Origin of the sequence: Amycolatopsis sp. WAC 01375, assembly GCF_003947325.1 — a bacterium.
In the GTDB taxonomy this organism is placed as follows: Bacteria; Actinomycetota; Actinomycetes; order Mycobacteriales; family Pseudonocardiaceae; genus Amycolatopsis.
This window is the reverse complement of record NZ_QHHW01000016.1, coordinates 43,791-62,627: the sequence shown is the minus strand read 5'-3', so window position 1 is coordinate 62,627 and position 18,837 is coordinate 43,791. Positions and strand designations below refer to the sequence as shown.

Sequence of the window (18,837 nt, the reverse complement as noted above, 5' to 3'; positions counted from 1 at the left end):
TCGGCCACGACCCGGCCCGGCCTCCGGGTTTCCCCTGAGGTGGTCTCCACTTGCAGGTGGCCGTGGTCACGCCGCGTTCTTAGACTCGACGCGTCGATGCCGCCGAACGCAGGAGTTTCCATGCCTGACGCCCCCGCATTACCGAGCTATGCATCGGGAATCTCGGACACCCCGCTGCTGGGGGACACCATCGGGGACAACTTCGATCGCACCGTCGCCGCCTTCGGCGACCGGGACGCGCTCGTCGACCGGGCGGCCGGGAAACGCTGGACCTACGACGAACTCGCCGCCGAGGTGAACGCGCTCGCGTCGGGTCTGCTGGACCTCGGGATCGCCAAGGGTGACCGCGTCGGCATCTGGTCGCCGAACCGGTGGGAGTGGACCTGCGTCCAGTACGCCACCGCGAAGATCGGTGCGATCCTGGTCAACATCAACCCGGCGTACCGCTCGCACGAACTCGAGTACGTGCTGAACCAGGCCGGGATCAAGCTCATCGTGGCCGCGAACTCGTTCAAGACCTCGGACTACGCGGGCATGATCGCCGAAGCGGGGCCGAAATGCCCGGCGCTGGAACACGTCGTGCTGCTCGACGGCCCCGCGTGGCCGTCACTGCTGGAGATCGGTGCCAAAGCCGACCACGCGCCGCTGGCCAAGCGTCAGAGCGAGCTCTCCGCGGACGACCCCATCAACATCCAGTACACGTCCGGCACCACGGGTTTCCCCAAGGGTGCCACGCTCAGCCATCACAACATCCTCAACAACGGCTACTTCGTCGGCGAACTCTGCAACTACACCGAAGCCGACAAGATCTGCATCCCGGTGCCCTTCTACCACTGCTTCGGCATGGTGATGGGCAATCTCGCGGCGACGAGCCACGGCGCGTGCATGGTCATCCCGGCGCCCGCGTTCGAGCCGAAGGCCACCCTCGAAGCCGTCGCGGCCGAGAAATGCACGTCCCTGTACGGGGTTCCGACGATGTTCATCGCCGAACTGGCCGACCCGGACTTCGCTTCCCACGACCTGTCCTCGCTGCGCACCGGGATCATGGCGGGCTCGCCTTGCCCGGTCGAGGTGATGAAGCAGGTCATCGATCGGATGGGCATGGCGGAGGTGTCGATCTGCTACGGCATGACCGAGACGTCGCCGGTGTCCACGCAGACGCGCGCGGACGATTCGGTGGAGCGGCGGGTGTCGACGGTCGGCCGGGTCGGACCGCAGCTGGAGGTCAAGGTCGTCGATCCGGAGACCGGGCTGACCGTGCCGCGCGGCGAACCGGGCGAACTCTGCACCCGCGGCTACTCGGTGATGCTCGGTTACTGGGAGCAGACAGACAAGACGGCCGAGGCGATCGACGCGGCCCGGTGGATGCACACCGGCGACCTCGCGATCATGGACGCCGACGGGTACGTCAACATCACCGGCCGTATCAAGGACATGGTCATCCGAGGCGGCGAAAATCTGTACCCGCGCGAGATCGAGGAGTACCTCTACACCCACCCGGACATCCTCGACGCGCAGGTCATCGGCGTCCCGGACGAGAAGTACGGCGAAGAACTGATGGCGTGGGTCCGCATGCGCGAGGGTGCGGAACCGCTGACGGCCGAAGCGGTGCGGGAATTCTGCGAGGGGAAGCTGGCGCGCTACAAGATCCCGCGGTACGTCCATGTCGTCGAAGAGTTCCCGATGACGGTCACCGGAAAGGTGCGCAAGGTCGAGATGCGCGCGGAGTCGATCAGCATCCTCGGGTTGGAAAAGGCGGCCACCGCCAAGCACGCCTGACATATCGAGGCAACCTGTCACAGTTTCGGCGCGTGTTCCCTTCGCGGTGGATCCGAACCGCCGCGAAGGGGAGAAAAATGAAACTCGAGCGAAGCAGAAGAGTTCTCGCCCTGGGCGCCTCGCTGGTCGTCCTGCCGCTGATGCTGCCCGGCCTGGCGGCCGCCGGCGTCGCGACCGCCCCGATCGACCTCGGAACCCTGCCGGGAGACCAGTACAGCCAGGTCAACGCGGTCAACGACGACGGTGTCATGGTCGGCTCGTCGACGCCGTTGGAAGGTCAGATCAAGTACCACGCGGCGAAATGGGACGCGCTGGGCCGTATTTCCGCGTTGCCGAGCCTCGGCGGTGAGCAGAGCAAGGCGACGGACGTCAACAGCGCCGGGGTCGCGGTCGGCTGGGCGGACAAGGACTTCTCGAACCAGGCGGCGGTCAAATGGTCGCCGGACGGGACGGTCACCGCGCTGCCGTACCTGCCCGGCGGGGATTACGCGACCGCGAACGCGATCACCGACGGCGGGGTGATCGTCGGTGCCGGGCGTGCCGCGGACGGCAAGATCCACGCCGTGCGGTGGAACCCGGACGGCCAGGTGGTGGATCTCGGCGGGCTGCCGGGCGGTTCCTACGCCAACGCGGATTGGATCACCCCGGACGGCCGGACCATCGCCGGAACGGCGTCCGACTCCGCCGGGCGCAACCACGTCGTGCGCTGGAACCTCGCCGGTGCGATCACCGATCTTTCCCCCGGCAACCCGTACAGCACTCCGGAGGACATGAACGACTTCGGCGTGATCGTCGGCAGTGCCGAGCTGAACGGCAATCCGAAGCCCGTGCGGTGGGAGCTCGACGGGCGGATGACCTGGCTGGAGTACCCGGAGAGCGGGCCGGCCTGGGCGAACGCGGTCAACGACGCCGGCGCCGCCGCCGGCGGCGGGTACCTGGTGTTCGGCACGGAGAGCCCGGTCAAGTGGGACCAGGCCGGGACCCGGACGACGCTGTCGACCCAACGCGGACTGGGTTACGACATCGACCGGGAAGGGACGGTCGTCGGACTGGAGAACAACATCGCGACGAAGTGGGACTCCGCCGGCACGCGGACGGTCCTCGGCACGTTGCCGGGCGGTACTTACAGCGTCGCCGACCACATCACGGCGAACGGGACGATCGTCGGCTTGTCCGACAACGAGAACGGCCGCACGCACGCCGTCTACTGGCCCGCCGGGTGACCTCCGAACGCGCGTGAAGGCCTCCTTCCCTCGGCTCAGCCGAGGGAAGGAGGCCTTCACGCGCTAGGCCGCGGTGTTGGCAGCAGCCTCGGCGATCGCCTTCGCGTCTTCTTCGCCGAAGGTCTCTTCGAGGTTCTCCGGCGAATAGTCGAGGTCGATCTGCTCCACCGGCATCCCGCGCGCGGATTCGATCGCGCCGAGACGCCGCTGCGCCCGGTCCGCCGCGTACTGGATGATCTCCTCCGGATCGTTGTCGAACGGGATCTCCTCGAACTGGTCCTGCACCCACTGGATCATGCCCAGCGCGTGGGGAAGCAGTTCGCCCATGCGTTGCTGCACCGCGTCCCACAGCGAGTCGTCCCCGGCGACGTGACGGCGGCAGGTGAAGGTGCCCCAGGCCATGTGGCGGCGTTCGTCGTCGCCGATGCGGCGCACCAGTTCCTGCATTCCCGGCAGGATGTCGCGCTGGGTGCAGATCAGCTGCCACGAGTAGTACCCGGTCAGCGCGAGACTGCCTTCGATGACGTGGTTGTAGGTGACGCTCGCGCGGATCTGGTTGAGCGGACTGGGATCGTCCTCCAGCGCCCGCAGCGACCGCGGCAGCTCCTCGTAGAAAAGCTTGCGGTAGTGGGGATTCTCCGCGACGTACGGATGCAGGTCCTCGGTGAGCCCGACGGCGTCCATCCAGCGGCGGAACACCTCGGTGTGCTTGGCCTCTTCGAAACAGAACTGCGTCAGGTACATCTCGTCGCCGAAGCGGCCCGTCGCGGACATCGCCCGCATGAACGGCTGGATGTCTTCGGTGACGGCCTCTTCGCCCGCGATGAACTGCGCCACCAGGTAGGTCGCCGACCGCTGCTGCTCCGGGTTGAGGGTGTCCCAGCCCTCGCGTTCACGGGAGAAGTCGATGTCGGCGGGGTTCCAGAACTTGTCGTTGCCCTTGACGAACAGCCGCAGCGGGAACGAGTCCCAGTTCAGCCCGCCCTTGCGCAGTGAGGAAAACCCGGTCCGCAGCTCGGAAAGAGTGCCGGTCATGACGTCCCCTTCGAATCGGTGGTCAGCGCCCGTATCGCGGGTGCCAGCACGGCGACAACGGAAGCCGCCGCCTCGTCGGCCGAATGCGTCGGCATGACGAGATGGGACAGGGAAAGCCGCACGACGGTCTCCGCCAGCAGCGCGGCGGACTCCGGCGAGAGCGACGGCTCGAACTCGCGGTACTGCCCGGCCGCGACCTCGGTGGCCGCGGTCAGGATCGGTTCGCCCTTGGTGGTGAGCAGCGGAAGGAGGTCCTCGCCCGCTTCGGTGCCCAGCGTGGTGGCGACGAGCCGGTTCTCGCGGGCGTGCTCGATCGTGTAGACGACCGCCTCGCGGATCCCGTCGCGCAGATCCCGCGCGTGCTGGACGCGCAGCCGGATGCCCTCCAGGAATTCCGACGTCGTCCGGAGGACCACGGCCTGGGCGAGCGCGGCCTTGGTGCCGAACTCGTTGTAGACGGTCTGCCTGCTCACCCCAGCGCGCGCGGCGACGTCCGCCATCCGCAGGGCCGTGAAGCCGTGTTCGGTGAGCAGCTCGGTCGCCGCGTCGAGCAGCGCCTCCCGTAGAGAGGCCTTGGTCCGGTCGGAGAAGCTCGTGATCTCGCCCACACTTTCAGCTTGACACAGATCGCATCGATGTCAAAGAAGTTGACGAGCTTCCATCCGGTGTAAATCAGTCGGTGGTGGCGGCTACCGTGATCGGGTGGGCATCACCGTGGGGTTCGACCTCGACATGACCTTGATCGATCCGCGGCCGGGCATGGTCGCGGTGATGAACGCGCTCGGCGTGGAGTCCGGCCTGCCGCTGGACGGCGAGTTCTTCGCGGCCAACCTCGGCCCGCCCCTCGACGACAGCCTGCGCGGCTTCGGGGCGCCGGAGGAACGCATCCCGGAGCTCGTGGCACGGTTCCGCGCGATGTACCCGGAGACCGTCGTGCCGGTGACGGTCGCGATGCCCGGGGCGGCCGAAGCACTGCACGCGGTCCGCGAGGCGGGCGGGCGCACGGTCGTCGTCACCGGCAAATACGGGCCCAACGCGAAACTCCACCTGGATGCCCTCGGGCTCGAGGTCGACGTCCTGGTCGGAGAGCTGTGGTCGACGGAGAAGGCCGCCGCGCTCACCGAGCACGGCGCCCGTGTCTACGTCGGGGACCACCTCGGCGATATCCGCGGCGCGCTGGCGGCGGGCGCCGTCCCGGTCGGGGTCACGACGGGCCCGTGCACCAAGGACGAACTGCTCGCGGAAGGAGCCGACGTGGTGTTCGACTCGCTGACCGAGTTCCCCGGCTGGTTCAGCTCTTTCGGCGAGCCTCGCGAACCAGGGCGATCAGGCCGAGGGCCAGCCCCAGCGGAGTGATGACGCCCGCCGCGGCGGACAGCCACACCGGCAGGTTCTCCAGTCCGGCGGCGAACAGGACGAACACCGCTGTGACGGCGATCATGCCGAGCGCGAACAGGCCGATGCCCACGCGCATCAGGATCGGTTTGCCGGGCTTTTCGGGGACGGCCACAGCGGCCTCCTTTACTGCGGTCTCCATGAACCAAAGGGTATCCGCCGGTATCCGCTTCTCCACAGGGCATGTGTCGAGATACGCTTATGGGACGCGCGCCCTGGGTACGCCCCCGGGCGCGTTCGTTGTGAGCGGGACAGCAAAGGATTGGTGAGGGAAGTGCCGACCGGCAAGGTCAAGTGGTACGACGCGGAGAAGGGTTTCGGTTTCGTCACCCAGGATGGGGGCGCCGACGTCTACATCCGCAAAGCCGCGCTGCCACAGGGCGTCGAAGGACTCAAGGCCGGGCAGCGCCTCGAGTTCGGTGTCGCCGACGGCCGCCGCGGGCCGCAAGCGCTCTCCGTCCGGCTGCTGGACCCGCCGCCCTCGGTCGCCGAGGCGCGCCGCCGCCCCGCCGAGGAGCTGCACGGGCTCATCGAGGACATGATCAAGCTGCTCGAGCTCAAGGTGCAGCCGGACCTGCGGCGCAACCGGTACCCGGACCGCAAGAACACCAAGCAGATCGCCGAGATCATGCGCGCCGTCGCCAGGGACCTCGATCCCTGATCCGGCGCCGTCTCCAAGCGCTATGAAAGGCCCCTTCATTGCAAAATTTGCAATGAAGGGGCCTTTCATGTCGTTTTACGCCCGCACGGTGTCTTAGGTATCTGCCGGATTCTGACTGCGGTTGGCCGCTGGGTGCCCGGGTCTGTGAAGGCCTCCTTGCCTACCTGGAAGGTGCGGTCCGGCGGGTAGTGGACTCGAGCGGGCAAGTACGTGAAGGCCCCCTTCATTGCGCTAGGCGCCATGAAGGGGGCCTTCACGTACTTGCGGACACGGTCAAACTAGATGCAAACGGACATTTCTCCTCGATTTCCGTCCTCTGTGGACGATTGGCGAGTCTGAAGAGCCGCGGCCCTAAGTTCCTGGCATTGACCCTGAAGGTAGTGAAGGAGGCCTTCACCCGATCAGCTCAGGAGCAAGCCCGCGCGGTAGCAAAGGTCCCTTGCTCCCTCAGACGGCCGGCGGCTCGACCTGCAGCGACCAGATCGCCGTCGTGACCGCCTCGGCGTCCTCAGGACGTCCGGTCTGGCTGATCACCGAAGCCTGCGCGACCTCGACGACGAGGATCTGGTCGTCGGGCCGGGGTGTCGTCACGGTGTAGGCGAACCGGTCCAGCGACGTGATGATGTCCTGCTTGAGCTCCTGCGGCTCGCCCTTGCCGTTCACGTACTGCACCGTGACCTTCCACGGCGTTTCCGCGATCGCGCTCGGCACGGAGATCTGCACCGGCTTCCCCGGCCGGATGCGCAGCTTGCCCGCGGCGTCGGGCTTGGTCGTGCACTGGGCGCTCTTGATGTCGCAGGAGGCCAGCGGGGTGACGTTCACCGTCTTGCCGTCGGCGAAGAAGGTCACCTCTTCGGGGCCCGGGGCCGAACAACCGGCCACCACGAAACCACCCGCCGCGAGCAGAGCCAAAATACGAAGTCGCCGCATGCGGTGAAGATTACGAGCCTGGCCGCCACCGGGAGTCACCGGGCTGCGAGGGGATCGGCGATTCGCTGGTCGGCTCCGGGCGCAGCGGCCGGTCGCCGCCGAGTCCCGGGATCAGCGAAGTGCCGCGCCGGACCATGAACGTCTGCGTGAACCCGACGGCCAGCAGGATCGAAAGCACCAGGAAGCCGATCCAGTACGTCGGCGGCAGCAGCAGGCCGACGGCACCGCCGAAGCACCAGGACATCTGCAGCACGGTCTCCGACCGGCCGAACGCCGACGCGCGCGACTCTTCCGGCAGGTCTTCCTGGATGACGGCGTCGAGGCTGATCTTCGCCAGCGCGCTCGCGGTCGCGCCGACGAGCGCGACGATCGCCGCCGTCGCCAGGCCTGCCGCCACGGTGGCGATGACCGCGATGCCGAGACAGGCTCCGACGCAGGCCAGGATCACTTGGTCCGGTTTGCCGAAGTGCAGCCGGGAGCCGAGCGCGTTCCCCAGGAAACCGCCGGCGCCCGCCGCGGCCCCGATGATGCCGAGCAGCAGCAACTGGTCGAACGGGCTCTGTCCGCTGCCCTCGGCCTGCGCCTTCACCGCGAACGCGGAGAACATCATCAGGAACCCGGTCAGCACGCGGACGGTGCCGTTGCCCCACAACGAGACGACGATCTGCCGCCCCATCGGCTGCCGCTGCTTCTTGACCCGCCGTTCGGGATGCGCGGACAGCGAAGCGGGCACCTCGCCTTCGGTCTTCTCGACCCAGGACGGGATGCGCATCGACTGCACCGCGGCCGCGACGCAGATCACCATGGTGAACCACAGCGCGCCCTGCGAGCCCCAGATCGCGTTGACCCCGCTCGCCAGCGCGCCGAACGCGCCGGCGGCGATCAGGCCGAACACGGTGAGCCGCGCGTTCGTCTTCGAAAGGGTGATCTCGGGCGGCAGCACCCGTGGGGTCATCGCGGCCTTGAGCACGGTGAACGACTTCGAGAGCACCATCATGCCCAGCGCCGCCGGGTACAGGAGCCAGTCGTCGAAGTGCAGCGCCATCACGATGGCCATCAGCGCCTGGCCTGCCGAAGACACGCACATGGCGAGACGGCGGCCGCGCTGGATCCTGTCCAGTGCCGGGCCGATCACCGGCGCGACCAGCGCGAACGGGGCGATCGTGATGAGCAGGTAGAGCGCGACCTTGCCCTTGCTCTCCCCGCTGGTGGCGGCGAAGAACAAGGTGTTGGCCAGCGCGATCGCCATCGCGGCGTCGCTGGCGTAGTTCAGCATCACCGCGTACGTCAGCGAAGTCAGGCCCGATTTGTCGGCGCCGTCCGCCTTCGTCGCGCGCTGGAAGGCGCCGACGGCCTGCCCGGTGAGCTGACGGCTGCGCATCGCCGCGACCCGGGTGACCGTGATCTTCTTCGGCATCTTCGGCAGGGAACCGGCCCGCGGCGGGACCGCGGTCGTCGGGTTCTCCTGCGGCAGCTCTTCGGCGTAGCGCGGCTCGCCCGCGTAACCGCCGGTGTCATAGTGCTCGTACTCGCCGCTGCCCGGTGGGTGGTCGTCGTAGAACCCGCCCGGACGACGCCGGACTGGTTCGGTCTGCCGCTGCGAAGGATCCGGATACGGGCGCGCGCCGCGGGGAGGTGTCCGAGGCGGAGGCGGCGGTGGTGGCTGGTGGTGCCCCATCGGGATCGCGCTGGTGCGCGCCTCGTCGGCGGTCGGCCCGGCGGGATGCGGCTGGTACTGGGGGTGGTGCTGTGGCTGGGGGCGGGCCGCGCGCGGCGGGGCGGGCGGCACCGGCTGCTGGTCGACGCGGGTCGGCGGCGGCGCGGACCAGTTGCGCGCCTGGGCGGCTCCCGGCTCCGGCGTCCACTTCCGCTTGCTCTTGCGGCCACGCTCCTTGCCCGACCGGCCGGAAGGCGTGCCGTCGGGTCCAGAGTTCGAGCCGAAGATTCCCACCCTGCAATCCTGCCTTACGCGGGACCCGCTTCGCGCGTTCACCACTGCTTTCTAGGCGGCAGGGACGAATTTCACGCGGAACATCCTTGGCCAGAGCTTGCCGGTGAGCACGAACTCGTCGGTCCCGGGCACCGCCGCGATGCCGTTGAGGACGTCGGCGGAGCTCCGTTCCTCGGGAGTGAGCAGCCCGGACGCGTCGATTTCGCCGGTGACCCGCCCGGTCGCGGCGTCGATCCGCAGGATCCGGTCCGTCTGCCAGACGTTCGCGTACACGGAGTCCCCGACGCATTCCAGTTCGTTCAGCTGGTCACGCCCGACGTCGACGCCGCCCGTCGGAGCGAAGGACACGGGGTCGCGGAAGGTCAGCTTCGACGAGCCGTCGCTCATCACCAGCTGTCCCGTGCTCTCGCGGTGACACAGGCCCCATCCCTCACCGGTGTAGTCCACCCGCCTGAGCTCGGCCAGCGTCTTGGCGTCGCGTTCGATCGCGACGCCGTCCTGCCAGGTGATCTGCCAGGTCGTCGGCCCGAGCACGGTGATGCCCTCGCCGAACAGGCCGGGCAGGTCCTGCCGGACCGTCGGCGCCGCGCCCGCGGGCCCGGCCCGCATCGACGACTTCCCGACCAGGCCGGTCCCCTCGTACAGCGTCTCGCCGGAGAACTCGAGGCCCTGGGTGAAGGCGGCCGGGTCGTGAGGCAGCTTCGACAGCACCTGCACCTTGAACTTCTCCGGCGGGGCCGCCTCGCTCACCGGCGCGGCGGCGCAGCCGCCGAGGACGGCGGCCAGCAGGAGCGACATGGTCATCGGCGTGCGCACGCGGACAGCCTGACACGGACCGCGATATCGCGTGCGGCAGAATGGGGGCATGACCCTGCTGTTGACCCTGGACGACGGCTCCATCCAGCGCAAACTCGCCGAGGCGGTCGATCTCGCCCGTACCGCGGTGCTGGCGGACGCCGGTGCCGAACAGGTCGGCGCGCACGTCGGCGTGGACTCCGAGGACGCGGTTTCCGCGAGCCACCTGTTCGAGGCGACCGTGTCGGGTTATCGAGGTTGGCGCTGGTCGGTCACGGTCGCGCTCGCCGGCGAGGAAGAGCCGATCACGGTCAGCGAGGTCGTGCTGATCCCCGGTCCGGAAGCGCGCGTCGCCCCGGCTTGGGTGCCGTGGGATCGCCGCGTCCAGGCCGGCGATCTCGGTGTCGGCGACATCTTCCCGGTGGAGAAGGACGACCCGCGGCTCGCCCCGGCGTACCTGCAGTCCGACGACCCCGCGGTCGAGGAGGTCGCCAAGGAGGCCGGTCTCGGCCGGGTCCACGTGCTGTCGCGGCACGGCAGGCTCGACGCCGCCGCCCGCTGGCACAGCGGTGAGTTCGGCCCGCGGTCGGACATGGCGCGCAGCGCGCCGGACGTCTGCGGGAGCTGCGGCTTCTTCGTGCCGCTCGCCGGGTCGCTGAGCGCGGCCTTCGGCGCGTGCACCAACGACATCTCCCCGGCGGACGGCCACGTCGTCGACGTCGAGTACGGCTGTGGCGCGCACTCCGAGATCGAGGTCGAGGTGACCTCGTCGGTGCCGGTGGCGGAACTGGTCTACGACGACTCGCTGATCGACTTCGAGCCCACGCCGGAAGCGGCCACCGAGGTCACTGAGCCCGAGCCCGCCGAGGCCACGGTCGTCGACGAGTCCGAAGCCCCGGTCGCCGAGGCGCCTGAGACCGCCGAAGTCCAGCCGGAGGTCGAGCCCGAGGCCGTCGCCGTGGACACCGCCGACGAAGCGCAGGTCGAAGCCGAAAGCGCCAGTGAGCACTGACCCGTTCGGCACCGAGCGGCTGCGTGCCGCCGTCCTGCGAGCGTGGGCCGACTCGCCGACGCGCTTCACCGAGGACACGAACACCGAGAACGACCTGCGGGTCGGCGGCTACCGTGACCGGCTGTTCGTCGAGCTGGCGCAGAACGCCGCCGACGCGGCCTTGGCGGCCGGCGAACGCGGCACGCTCCGGGTGTCCCTTGTGGATGGTGAGCTGAGGTTCGCCAACACGGGTGCGCCGCTGGACGCGCGCGGCGTCGAATCCCTTGCCTCCCTTCGTGCTTCGGGCAAGGGGGAGGAGACCGTCGGTCGTTTCGGCGTCGGGTTCGCCGCCGTGCTCACCGTTTCCGCCGAGCCGCGGATCGTTTCGGCGACCGGCGGGGTCGCGTTCTCCGCGGAACGCACACGGGCCGAAGCCGGCCGCACCGGCGACGTTCCCGTGCTCCGGCTTCCGTGGCCGGTCGCGGACGACGAACCTCTGGTGCCCGAAGGTTTCACGACCGAGGTCCGGCTTCCACTGCGCGAGGGCGTCGACGGTCAAGCCCTGCTGGCGGAGCTGAAGAACGACATCGGCGACCTCCTGCTCACCCTGTCCTGGCTGGAGAGCATCGAGGTCGAGGGCGGTGTCTGGCGCCGGTCCGATCTAGGTGACGGTGTCGTCGAACTCGCGTCACCGGACGGTTCCGAGCACTGGCAGGTCCACCGTGGCGAGGTCGTCTGGGCCGTCCCGCTGGACGGCGCCGGTTCGCCGCGGCCGCTCGGCGAAGACGTCCTGCACGCGCCGACCCCCACCGACGACGAGCTTTCCCTGCCCGCGAGGCTGATCGCGACGCTGCCGATCGAGCCGTCACGCCGTCGCGCGCTGCCGGGGCCGGAGCTGACCGCGGCGCTGAAGAACGCCGCGCGGGAGTACGTCGCCCTCGTTTGTTCCTTGCCCGCCAAGGAACGCCTGCTGCTCGTGCCAGGCGGGGGCTTCCCGCGTTCCACTGTGGACGGAACGCTGCGGGAGGCCATCCTCGAAAATCTCGCCGACTCGCCCTGGCTTCCCTCGCAAGCAGGTGACGACTTGCCGGGGCGTCGGGCGCGTGTCCTGTCGGTGGACGTACCGGGGCTGGCGCCACTGCTGGCCGATCTCGTGCCCGGGCTGATTTCCCTGTCCGGTGTGGACCTTCGCGCCGTCGGTGCGCAATCGCTTTCGCCTGCCGAGGCCATCGAGCAGCTGACCGGAGTCCAGCGCGAGCCGTCGTGGTGGCGCTCGCTCTACGACGTGCTGCTCCCGGCCCTCGAAGCGCACGACCTCACCAAGGACGACCTCGGCGCCTTGCCGGTGCCGATGTCGGACGGCCGCACCTTGCCCGGCGTGCGCGACGCGTTGCTCGTCGGCGGCTCGGCGGAACTGCTCGAACTGCTGTCCGATGTGGACATTCTCGGGCTGCGGCTCGTGCATCCGGCCGCCGCGCATCCGTTGCTGGAACGCTTGGGCGCCAAGCATGCCGAGGCGAGCGACCTGCTGGAGGCCGACGCGCTGAGTGCCGCCGTCGAGCGCAGCGCCGAAGACGTCCGGTCCGGTTTGGACGGTATGGCGCTCGCCGGCGCGGTGCTCCGCCTGATCGCCGAAGTCGGCGACGAGGCCCCCGAATGGGCGGGCGCGCTGGCGTTGCCGAGCGAGGACGGCTGGCGGCGCGCGGACGAACTCGTCCTGCCCACCTCGCCGCTGGGCGACATCTTCGATCCCGAGGTGTTCGAGGAAGACGGCGCCTTGTCCGTACTGGACGAGGAATTCGCCGAGGACTGGCCGACGGCCACGCTTGTCGCGGTCGGGGTACTCGATTCCTTCGCGATCATCACCGACGACGAACCGCTGGAACCCGAGCACGGCCTGCCCGACGAGCACGAATGGTGGGATTCGCGGGAGCGGCCGCCGTCACGGGTGCTCGCCGTACGCGATCTCGACCTCGTCGGCGACGACGCGTGGCCGGAGGCGCTGCGGTTGCTCGCGTCCCGTCCGGAAACCTGGCGTGCCCTCACCGAACCCGGCGGGCACACCGGCTGGTGGCTCGCGCGCTACGCGCTGCTCGACGGGCACGCGCCGCTCGATTGGCGGATGCCGTCGGCCACCGCGCTGGCCGGGCTCTACGACGTCGTCCCGGATTCGGGGCTGAGCAAGGAGATCCTGCTCGCCGCCGGGGTGCGGACAGAGCTGGGAACGGACGCCGAAGACGTCGAAGATCTCCTGGAGCGGCTGGGTGATCCCGGGCGCAAGGTGAGCCCCGGTCTCGCTTCCCGGGCGCACGCGGCACTCGCCGAGTACACAGTGGACGTCGCGCCGCCGGATCGTGTCCGGGCGGCGGACGGTTCGGCCGTCGACGCTCGCGACGCCGTCGTGCTCGACGTGCCGTGGTTCGCCGCCGTGCTGGCGCCGGACCGGATGGTCGTCTCGGCGAGCGGTGCCGCCGCGCTGGCGGAACTGCTGGACCTGCCGGTGGCGAGCGGTCTCGACGCCAAGGTCACCGAGGGCGGCGAGTACGTGCCGTGGACGGAGCTTTCCGCGCTCCGGCTGGCCGCCGATCAGCTGGGCGTCGAACTGCCCGACGGCGGCGTGCTGCTGCACGAGTCGCTGACAGTGACCTTCGAGGACGCGGAGCACGAAGTCGCCTGGTGGTCCGACGGCACGCTGCACGCCGCCGACACCCCCGAAGGCCTCGGCCGCGCCTTCGCCTGGGCCACCGACCGGTGGGCCGACCGCCACGTGCTCACGGCCCTGCTCGACGACCCCTCGCCGTCGGCCCTGCTCAACTGACGCAATTCGTCACCTACTTGCGACCCGACCCGCCGCGATTCGTCACCTACTTGCGACGAGTGCGGAGCGCACCCATCGCAAGTAGGTGACGAATCGCGGGGAAAGCTAGAAGCGTTGGGCGCTCTTCGAGCCCCGGCGGGCGGCGGAGCGCTGCCAGGCGATGATCGCGAGCCCGATGAAGCCGAGCACGAGGCCGGAGAACGCCGTCTGCACCCAGATGCCGTCGGTCACAAAGAACAGGACCACGGTCGCGACCGCCCAGAGCGAGGTACCTACGATCACGACCGGCGTCAGGTCGGTCAGCCGCTTCGGCAGCTCCGGCGTTGGCCGCAATGAACCGTTTACTTCCCCGGAATTGATCGAATCGCCCACGTGGGGAAGGGTACCCGGCAAACGGGCGAAGGGTGGTACGCGATGGCGGAGCAGCGCACCCGGTCCACACTGGACCGGTTCTTCAAGATCAGCGAGCGCGGCTCGACACCGGGGCGTGAGGTCCGCGGCGGGATCGTCACCTTCTTCACGATGGCCTACATCGTCGTCCTCAACCCGCTGATCCTCGGCAGCTTCTCCGCGGACGACGCGGGCGCGCACAAGGACGTCCTCGGCAACATCCTCCCCGTGCCGCAGGTCGCCGCGGTGACCGCGCTGGTCGCCGGGGTGCTGACCATCATCATGGGCCTGGTCGCGAACTACCCGTTCGCCATCGCCACCGGCCTCGGCATCAACAGCCTGATCGCGGTCACCTTCGCCTCACAGATGACCTGGCCCGAGGCGATGGGCCTGGTGGTGATGGAGGGGCTGGTCATCGTCCTGCTGGTCTTCGCCGGCATCCGGACGGCGGTGTTCAACGCCGTGCCGCCGCCGCTGAAATCGGCGATCGCGGTCGGCATCGGCCTGTTCATCTGCCTGATCGGCCTGGTCGACGCCGGATTCGTCCGCCGCGTCCCGGACGACGCGGAGACCACCGTGCCGGTGGGGCTGGGCATCAACGGTTCGATCGCGTCGTGGCCGACGCTGGTGTTCGTCGTCGGCCTGCTGGTCACCGGCATCCTGGTGGCGAAGCGGGTCAAGGGCGCGATCCTGATCGGTGTGCTCGCCTCGACCGTGCTGGCGATCGTCGTCGAGGCGATCACCAAGGTCGGCCCGTCGAAGGGCGTCAACCCGCTGGGCTGGAACCTCGGCTACCCGGCGCTGCCGGATCAGGTCCTCGGCATGCCGGACCTCTCGCTGGTCGGCGACATCTCCTTCGGCGCCTGGACGCGGCTGCCGATCATCACCGTCGTGCTGCTGGTGTTCACCCTGGTGCTGGCGGACTTCTTCGACACCATGGGCTCGATGACCGGGCTGGCGAAGGAAGGCGGCCTGCTCCCGCCGGACGGCAAACTCCCGAACGTCGGCAAGGCCCTGTTCGTCGACGGCACCGCCGCGGTGGCGGGTGGCTTCGCGTCGTCGAGTTCGAACACCGTCTTCGTCGAATCCGCGTCCGGTATCGCGGAGGGCGCCCGGACCGGGCTCGCGAACGTCGTCACGGGCGTGCTCTTCATCGCGGCCATGTTCCTGACCCCGCTCTACCAGGTCGTGCCGGTCGAGGCCGCCGCTCCGGCGCTGGTCGTCGTCGGCGCGCTGATGATGAGCCAGGTCAAGGAGATCGACTTCTCCGACTTCACCATCGCGCTCCCCGCGTTCCTGACCATCGTGATCATGCCGTTCACCTACTCGATCGCGAACGGCATCGGCGCCGGCTTCGTCAGCTACGTCGTCATCCGCGCCGTCACCGGGAAGGCGAAGGGCGTGCACCCGCTGATGTGGGGCATCGCGGTGATGTTCGTGGCCTACTTCGCGGTCGGCCCCATCCAAGCCGCGTTCAACTGACCAGCGGTTTTGCCAGCCGTGGGCGATCTCACGGGCCGACGACCCGATCGTGAGGTAAGCTAACTATATGTCCGGAGACACGCACGAGCGCTCATTGGCGAGCCGCCTGCGTCTCGCGGTGGTGCGGCTCAATCGACGGCTGCGGGCCCAGCGGGCCGGTGACGGCATCTCGCTGACCCAGGTTTCCGCGTTGTCGACGCTGCACAAGTGCGGTGCGCTGACCCCTGGCCAGCTCGCCGCGAAGGAAGGCGTCCAGCCGCCCTCGATGACGAGGGTGATCGCCGCGCTCGAGGAGATGGGTTACGTCGAGCGCAGGCCGCATCCGACGGACGGCCGCCAGGCCATCGTCGAGTTGTCCGACCGCGGCCGGGCCTACGTGATCGAGCAGATCACCGCGCGGGAGATCTGGCTGGACAAGCAATTGGCGGAGTTGAGCGCCGAAGAACGTGAAGTGCTCTCTCGCGCCTCCGAGATCATCGACAGGATGGCGGGGAACTAACAGCGGTGACGACCACGGGTAACGAAACACAGTGTCCTTCGAAGACCACCGTTACCCGGGAACCCGCTCCACCACCGCCACCCACGCCCGAGAAGCCGCGCGGGAGCATGTTCTCCTCGCTGAAGGTCCGTAACTACCGGCTCTTCTTCACCGGCCAGGTCATCTCGAACATCGGCACCTGGATGCAGCGCATCGCGCAGGACTGGCTGGTGTTCACCCTCAGCGGCAACGACCCGATCGCGCTCGGCATCGCGGTCGCCCTGCAGTTCCTGCCGACGTTGTTCCTCTCGTTGTGGGCCGGGGTGCTCGCCGACCGCGTCGATAAGCGGCGGCTGCTGATCGGCATCCAGATCGCCGTGCTGGCGCAGGCGGTCGTCCTCGGCGCACTCGACCTGAGCGGGATCGCCGCGCTCTGGCACGTCTACCTCCTCTGCTTCACCCTCGGCGTGACGGCGTCGCTGGAAGTGCCCGCGCGGCAGTCGTTCGTCGCCGAGATGGTCGGCAGGGACAAGGTCACCAACGCCGTCGCGCTCAACTCCTCGATCTTCAACATGGCCCGCATCGTCGGCCCGGCCATCGCGGGTTTCGCGATCACCTGGGTCGGCACCGGCTGGCTGTTCATGGCGAACGCGGTGAGCACGGGCGCCGTCATCGTCGCGCTGGTCATGATGAACCCGGACAAGCTCTTCCGCGGCCCGGCCATCCCGCGCGAGAAGGGGCAACTCGTCGAGGGGCTGCGGTACGTCCGGCGGCGCAGTGACCTGATGACCGTGATGGTGCTGGTGTTCTTCGTGAGCACGTTCGGCATCACGTACTTCACGTCGCTGCCGATCGTGGCCGCGAACGTCTTCCACACCGACGCCGACGGCTACGGCCTGCTGTCGACACTGGTCGCCGTCGGCACCTTCACCGGCGCGCTGATGTCGGCCCGCCGCAACACTCGCGGCGGTCCCCGGGTGCGGCTGCTGCTGATCTCGGCGTTCCTGCTCGGCGCGTTCGAGGTGATCACCGCGTTCATGCCGACGTACCTGACCTTCGGCCTCGCGCTGATCCCGCTCGGCTTCGCCACGATCACCTTCCTGAACACGGCGAACGCGCTGGTGCAGACCGCGGTCAGCCCGGAGATGCGCGGCCGCGTGATGGGCCTGTACGTGCTGGTGCTGATCGGCGGCAACCCCGTCGGCGGCCCGATGACCGGCTGGATGGCCGACGCCTTCGGCGGCCGCTCGCCGTTCTACATCGGCGGCGCGATCTCGGCGGTCGCCGCGGTGGTCTGCGCCGTCGTGCTGATCCGGCGCGGCGGGGTGAGCCTGCCGGTGCGGCGGTTCGGGAACGGGCTGCGCGTGCTGAAGAGGGAACGGGTGTGAACAGGCTCGGTGTCGAGCCGTCGGTGACGTCCTGGAACGACGGTGAGGCCCGGTTCCTGGACTGGACGATCGACGGCGTGGCGGTGCGCTCGATGGTTCCCGTACAGGAGCAGACACCGTTGTTCCTGCACGACGAACGGTGGCGTGAGTCGGCGGTCGAGACGCTTTCGCGGTTGCTCGGCCACCTGCCCGGCGACTTCGACGACGGCGCGTGTCGCGCTGCTCTTCTGCCCGCTGTGCGGCGACTTGGGCTGCGGCGGGTACAGCGTGGAGGTCGTCTTCGGCGATGACGTGGTCGAGTGGCGGGCTTTCGGCCACCAGTACGACTACGAGCCTTTCGATCCCGACCAGGAGTTCTCGTTCACCGGGGCCCGATTCGACCGGAAGGCGTACGAGACCCTGCTCGGTGACCTCTTGTCGAATTACCGGGTCTAACGGCCGAGCAGCGGCGGCACCATCTTCTCGGCGAGCGCCGGGAGATCGCCGGTGCCCTTGAACTTCAGCGTCTGCCCGTCGGGATCGTCGGTGAGCTGCACGACGACGCCTCGTTCGTCGACCTGAGCGGGCAGCCCGGCGATCGTCGTGGTCGGAACGACGGCCGTGGACAGCGCGCTGTAATCCGCGGTCACGCCGTTCAGCTCGCACGCGGCGAAGAAGTTCGGCTTCGCCTTGTCTGCGGTCACGCCGAGCGCGCGGCCGAGTTCGCCGCACAACAGCCAGGAGATCACCGGAAGCGGCCGGTCCTTGATCGGGCCCGGCTCGATCTGCTCCAGCGGGATCTCACCGTCTTCGCCGATTTTCGGCAACTTCGGCCCCGGCGGTGTCGCACCGGCGATCAGCGCCTCGGCGAGCGCCTTCGCCTTCTCTTCCGATCCAGGGCTTTCGGTGAGCCTGCCGCGAACGGAGACGTGCAGCACCGGCGAGGCGCCGTTGTGCGGCGCGACCTCGACGAGTTCGACGCTCAGGCTGGTGCCGTCCTTGTCCGTGGCGATGACCGCGAGCTTGCCCGCGACGGTGGTCCTCGTGGGCATGCCCCGGCTCGTGTCCTCGGGCAGTGCGGCGATCATCCGCGCGCTGACGTCGAGCTTCGCCGTGACCGCGTGACAGGACATTCCCGCTTCCAGGAGCGTCGGGCCGCCGAGGATCTCCTCCCAGCGCTGCTCCGGGATCGCCTGGCAGAGCACCTGCGCGCCGGTCTCGTCCGTCAGCGCGGCCACCATCTCACCCGTCGGCATCAGGACCGGGCGGAGCGCCTGCCCGGACGTGGACGGCCAGACCGTGGGGAGCGTGGCCTCTGGCTCGTCGTTTTCGTTCAGCAGGGTGATGGCGACGACGATCCCCACACCGAACAACAACAGGACACTGGTCAGCGCGCAACCCGCCCAGATCCACATCGGACGGTCGGTCTTGCGCGCGATGGCGCGGTAGTCGTGCGGGGTGGCCACGGGGAGAAGCTAGCCCGTCGGACGCCCGCTGTCCGGCGAAACGCCAACCCGATGGGTGGATCCGGCGAGTGGGCGT

Annotated in this window: 19 protein-coding genes; 11 read left to right on the top strand and 8 right to left on the bottom strand. The window is 68.9% G+C overall.

The features are described from left to right. The first annotated feature begins 120 nt into the window (after positions 1-120). Positions 121-1,779 (top strand): AMP-binding protein, encoded by a 1,659-nt coding sequence (locus DL991_RS06690; protein ID WP_125782061.1) that lies wholly within the window; start codon positions 121-123, stop codon positions 1,777-1,779. Between the two features lie 77 nt (positions 1,780-1,856). Beyond that, positions 1,857-3,002: a hypothetical protein gene (locus tag DL991_RS06685; RefSeq protein WP_125782059.1), complete on the top strand. Its 1,146-nt coding sequence runs from the start codon at positions 1,857-1,859 to the stop codon at positions 3,000-3,002. A gap of 63 nt (positions 3,003-3,065) precedes the next feature. On the opposite strand, the gene DL991_RS06680 is transcribed toward DL991_RS06685, so the two are convergent. Both DL991_RS06680 and DL991_RS06675 read right to left on the bottom strand, forming a co-directional pair. Beyond that, positions 3,066-4,037: a R2-like ligand-binding oxidase gene (locus tag DL991_RS06680; protein WP_125782057.1), complete on the bottom strand. Its 972-nt coding sequence runs from the start codon at positions 4,035-4,037 to the stop codon at positions 3,066-3,068. Then, positions 4,034-4,645 (bottom strand): TetR/AcrR family transcriptional regulator, encoded by a 612-nt coding sequence (locus DL991_RS06675; protein WP_199748727.1) that lies wholly within the window; start codon positions 4,643-4,645, stop codon positions 4,034-4,036. The genes DL991_RS06680 and DL991_RS06675 overlap by 4 nt, the downstream gene beginning before the upstream one ends. Positions 4,646-4,739: 94 nt before the next feature. Here DL991_RS06675 and DL991_RS06670 point away from each other — a divergent pair, with 94 nt between their 5' ends. Beyond that, complete coding sequence (locus tag DL991_RS06670; RefSeq protein WP_125782055.1) at positions 4,740-5,393, top strand: HAD family hydrolase; 654 nt, start codon at positions 4,740-4,742, stop codon at positions 5,391-5,393. Here the strand turns inward: DL991_RS06670 and DL991_RS06665 are convergent. After that, the gene (locus DL991_RS06665; RefSeq protein WP_125782053.1) at positions 5,329-5,574 is read right to left on the bottom strand and encodes a hypothetical protein; all 246 of its coding nucleotides are present in this window, start codon (positions 5,572-5,574) and stop codon (positions 5,329-5,331) included. The two genes, DL991_RS06670 and DL991_RS06665, sit on opposite strands and share 65 nt — an antisense overlap. A 132-nt stretch (positions 5,575-5,706) precedes the next feature. Between DL991_RS06665 and DL991_RS06660 the strand changes: the two genes are divergently transcribed. Then, on the top strand, positions 5,707-6,093 hold the full coding sequence (locus DL991_RS06660; RefSeq protein ID WP_016337551.1) for a cold-shock protein: 387 nt from the start codon (positions 5,707-5,709) through the stop codon (positions 6,091-6,093). Positions 6,094-6,540: 447 nt separating this feature from the next. Here DL991_RS06660 and DL991_RS06655 read toward each other — a convergent pair whose 3' ends face one another. From DL991_RS06655 to DL991_RS06645, 3 genes are read right to left on the bottom strand one after another with little or no spacing between them, the layout of a single operon-like run. Beyond that, complete coding sequence (locus tag DL991_RS06655) at positions 6,541-7,005, bottom strand: DUF2771 family protein (protein WP_125782279.1); 465 nt, start codon at positions 7,003-7,005, stop codon at positions 6,541-6,543. A gap of 28 nt (positions 7,006-7,033) precedes the next feature. Further along, complete coding sequence (locus DL991_RS06650; protein WP_125782051.1) at positions 7,034-8,974, bottom strand: MFS transporter; 1,941 nt, start codon at positions 8,972-8,974, stop codon at positions 7,034-7,036. Between the two features lie 51 nt (positions 8,975-9,025). Continuing rightward, a complete protein-coding gene (locus DL991_RS06645; RefSeq protein WP_125782049.1) occupies positions 9,026-9,790 on the bottom strand; it encodes a glutaminyl-peptide cyclotransferase in 765 nt (254 codons plus the stop codon). Between the two features lie 49 nt (positions 9,791-9,839). Here DL991_RS06645 and DL991_RS06640 point away from each other — a divergent pair, with 49 nt between their 5' ends. Beyond that, the gene (locus tag DL991_RS06640) at positions 9,840-10,781 is read left to right on the top strand and encodes a DUF3027 domain-containing protein (protein WP_125782047.1); all 942 of its coding nucleotides are present in this window, start codon (positions 9,840-9,842) and stop codon (positions 10,779-10,781) included. Then, positions 10,771-13,578: a sacsin N-terminal ATP-binding-like domain-containing protein gene (locus DL991_RS06635; protein WP_125782045.1), complete on the top strand. Its 2,808-nt coding sequence runs from the start codon at positions 10,771-10,773 to the stop codon at positions 13,576-13,578. The genes DL991_RS06640 and DL991_RS06635 overlap by 11 nt, the downstream gene beginning before the upstream one ends. Positions 13,579-13,683: 105 nt before the next feature. On the opposite strand, the gene DL991_RS06630 is transcribed toward DL991_RS06635, so the two are convergent. Further along, positions 13,684-13,911, bottom strand: a complete 228-nt coding sequence (locus DL991_RS06630; protein ID WP_125782277.1) for a DUF2530 domain-containing protein — start codon at positions 13,909-13,911, stop codon at positions 13,684-13,686. A gap of 81 nt (positions 13,912-13,992) precedes the next feature. On the opposite strand from DL991_RS06630, the gene DL991_RS06625 reads away from it, so the two are divergent. From DL991_RS06625 to DL991_RS43215, 5 genes are all read left to right on the top strand, one after another. Beyond that, on the top strand, positions 13,993-15,450 hold the full coding sequence (locus DL991_RS06625; protein ID WP_125782043.1) for an NCS2 family permease: 1,458 nt from the start codon (positions 13,993-13,995) through the stop codon (positions 15,448-15,450). 67 nt (positions 15,451-15,517) lie between these two features. After that, positions 15,518-15,949 (top strand): MarR family winged helix-turn-helix transcriptional regulator, encoded by a 432-nt coding sequence (locus DL991_RS06620; protein ID WP_016337543.1) that lies wholly within the window; start codon positions 15,518-15,520, stop codon positions 15,947-15,949. A gap of 107 nt (positions 15,950-16,056) precedes the next feature. After that, positions 16,057-17,316, top strand: coding sequence for an MFS transporter (locus tag DL991_RS06615; protein WP_125782041.1), 1,260 nt, complete (start codon positions 16,057-16,059; stop codon positions 17,314-17,316). Next, complete coding sequence (locus DL991_RS06610) at positions 17,313-17,606, top strand: hypothetical protein (RefSeq protein WP_233598692.1); 294 nt, start codon at positions 17,313-17,315, stop codon at positions 17,604-17,606. The genes DL991_RS06615 and DL991_RS06610 overlap by 4 nt, the downstream gene beginning before the upstream one ends. Beyond that, positions 17,584-17,751: a hypothetical protein gene (locus DL991_RS43215; RefSeq protein WP_233598691.1), complete on the top strand. Its 168-nt coding sequence runs from the start codon at positions 17,584-17,586 to the stop codon at positions 17,749-17,751. Before DL991_RS06610 ends, DL991_RS43215 begins: the two co-directional genes overlap by 23 nt. Here DL991_RS43215 and DL991_RS06605 read toward each other — a convergent pair. Beyond that, positions 17,748-18,761: a hypothetical protein gene (locus DL991_RS06605; RefSeq protein ID WP_125782039.1), complete on the bottom strand. Its 1,014-nt coding sequence runs from the start codon at positions 18,759-18,761 to the stop codon at positions 17,748-17,750. The genes DL991_RS43215 and DL991_RS06605 overlap by 4 nt on opposite strands. Positions 18,762-18,837: the final 76 nt, after the last annotated feature.

Bases quoted from the DNA above. Each gene is read 5' to 3' on its own strand.
- DL991_RS06690 (WP_125782061.1), top strand. From the start codon at position 121: ATGCCTGACGCCCCCGCATTACCGAGCTATGCATCGGGAATCTCGGAC.
- DL991_RS06685 (WP_125782059.1), top strand. From the start codon at position 1,857: ATGAAACTCGAGCGAAGCAGAAGAGTTCTCGCCCTGGGCGCCTCGCTG.
- DL991_RS06680 (WP_125782057.1), bottom strand. From the start codon at position 4,037: ATGACCGGCACTCTTTCCGAGCTGCGGACCGGGTTTTCCTCACTGCGC.
- DL991_RS06665 (WP_125782053.1), bottom strand. From the start codon at position 5,574: ATGGAGACCGCAGTAAAGGAGGCCGCTGTGGCCGTCCCCGAAAAGCCC.
- DL991_RS06640 (WP_125782047.1), top strand. From the start codon at position 9,840: ATGACCCTGCTGTTGACCCTGGACGACGGCTCCATCCAGCGCAAACTC.
- DL991_RS06625 (WP_125782043.1), top strand. From the start codon at position 13,993: ATGGCGGAGCAGCGCACCCGGTCCACACTGGACCGGTTCTTCAAGATC.
- DL991_RS06620 (WP_016337543.1), top strand. From the start codon at position 15,518: ATGTCCGGAGACACGCACGAGCGCTCATTGGCGAGCCGCCTGCGTCTC.
- DL991_RS06615 (WP_125782041.1), top strand. From the start codon at position 16,057: ATGTTCTCCTCGCTGAAGGTCCGTAACTACCGGCTCTTCTTCACCGGC.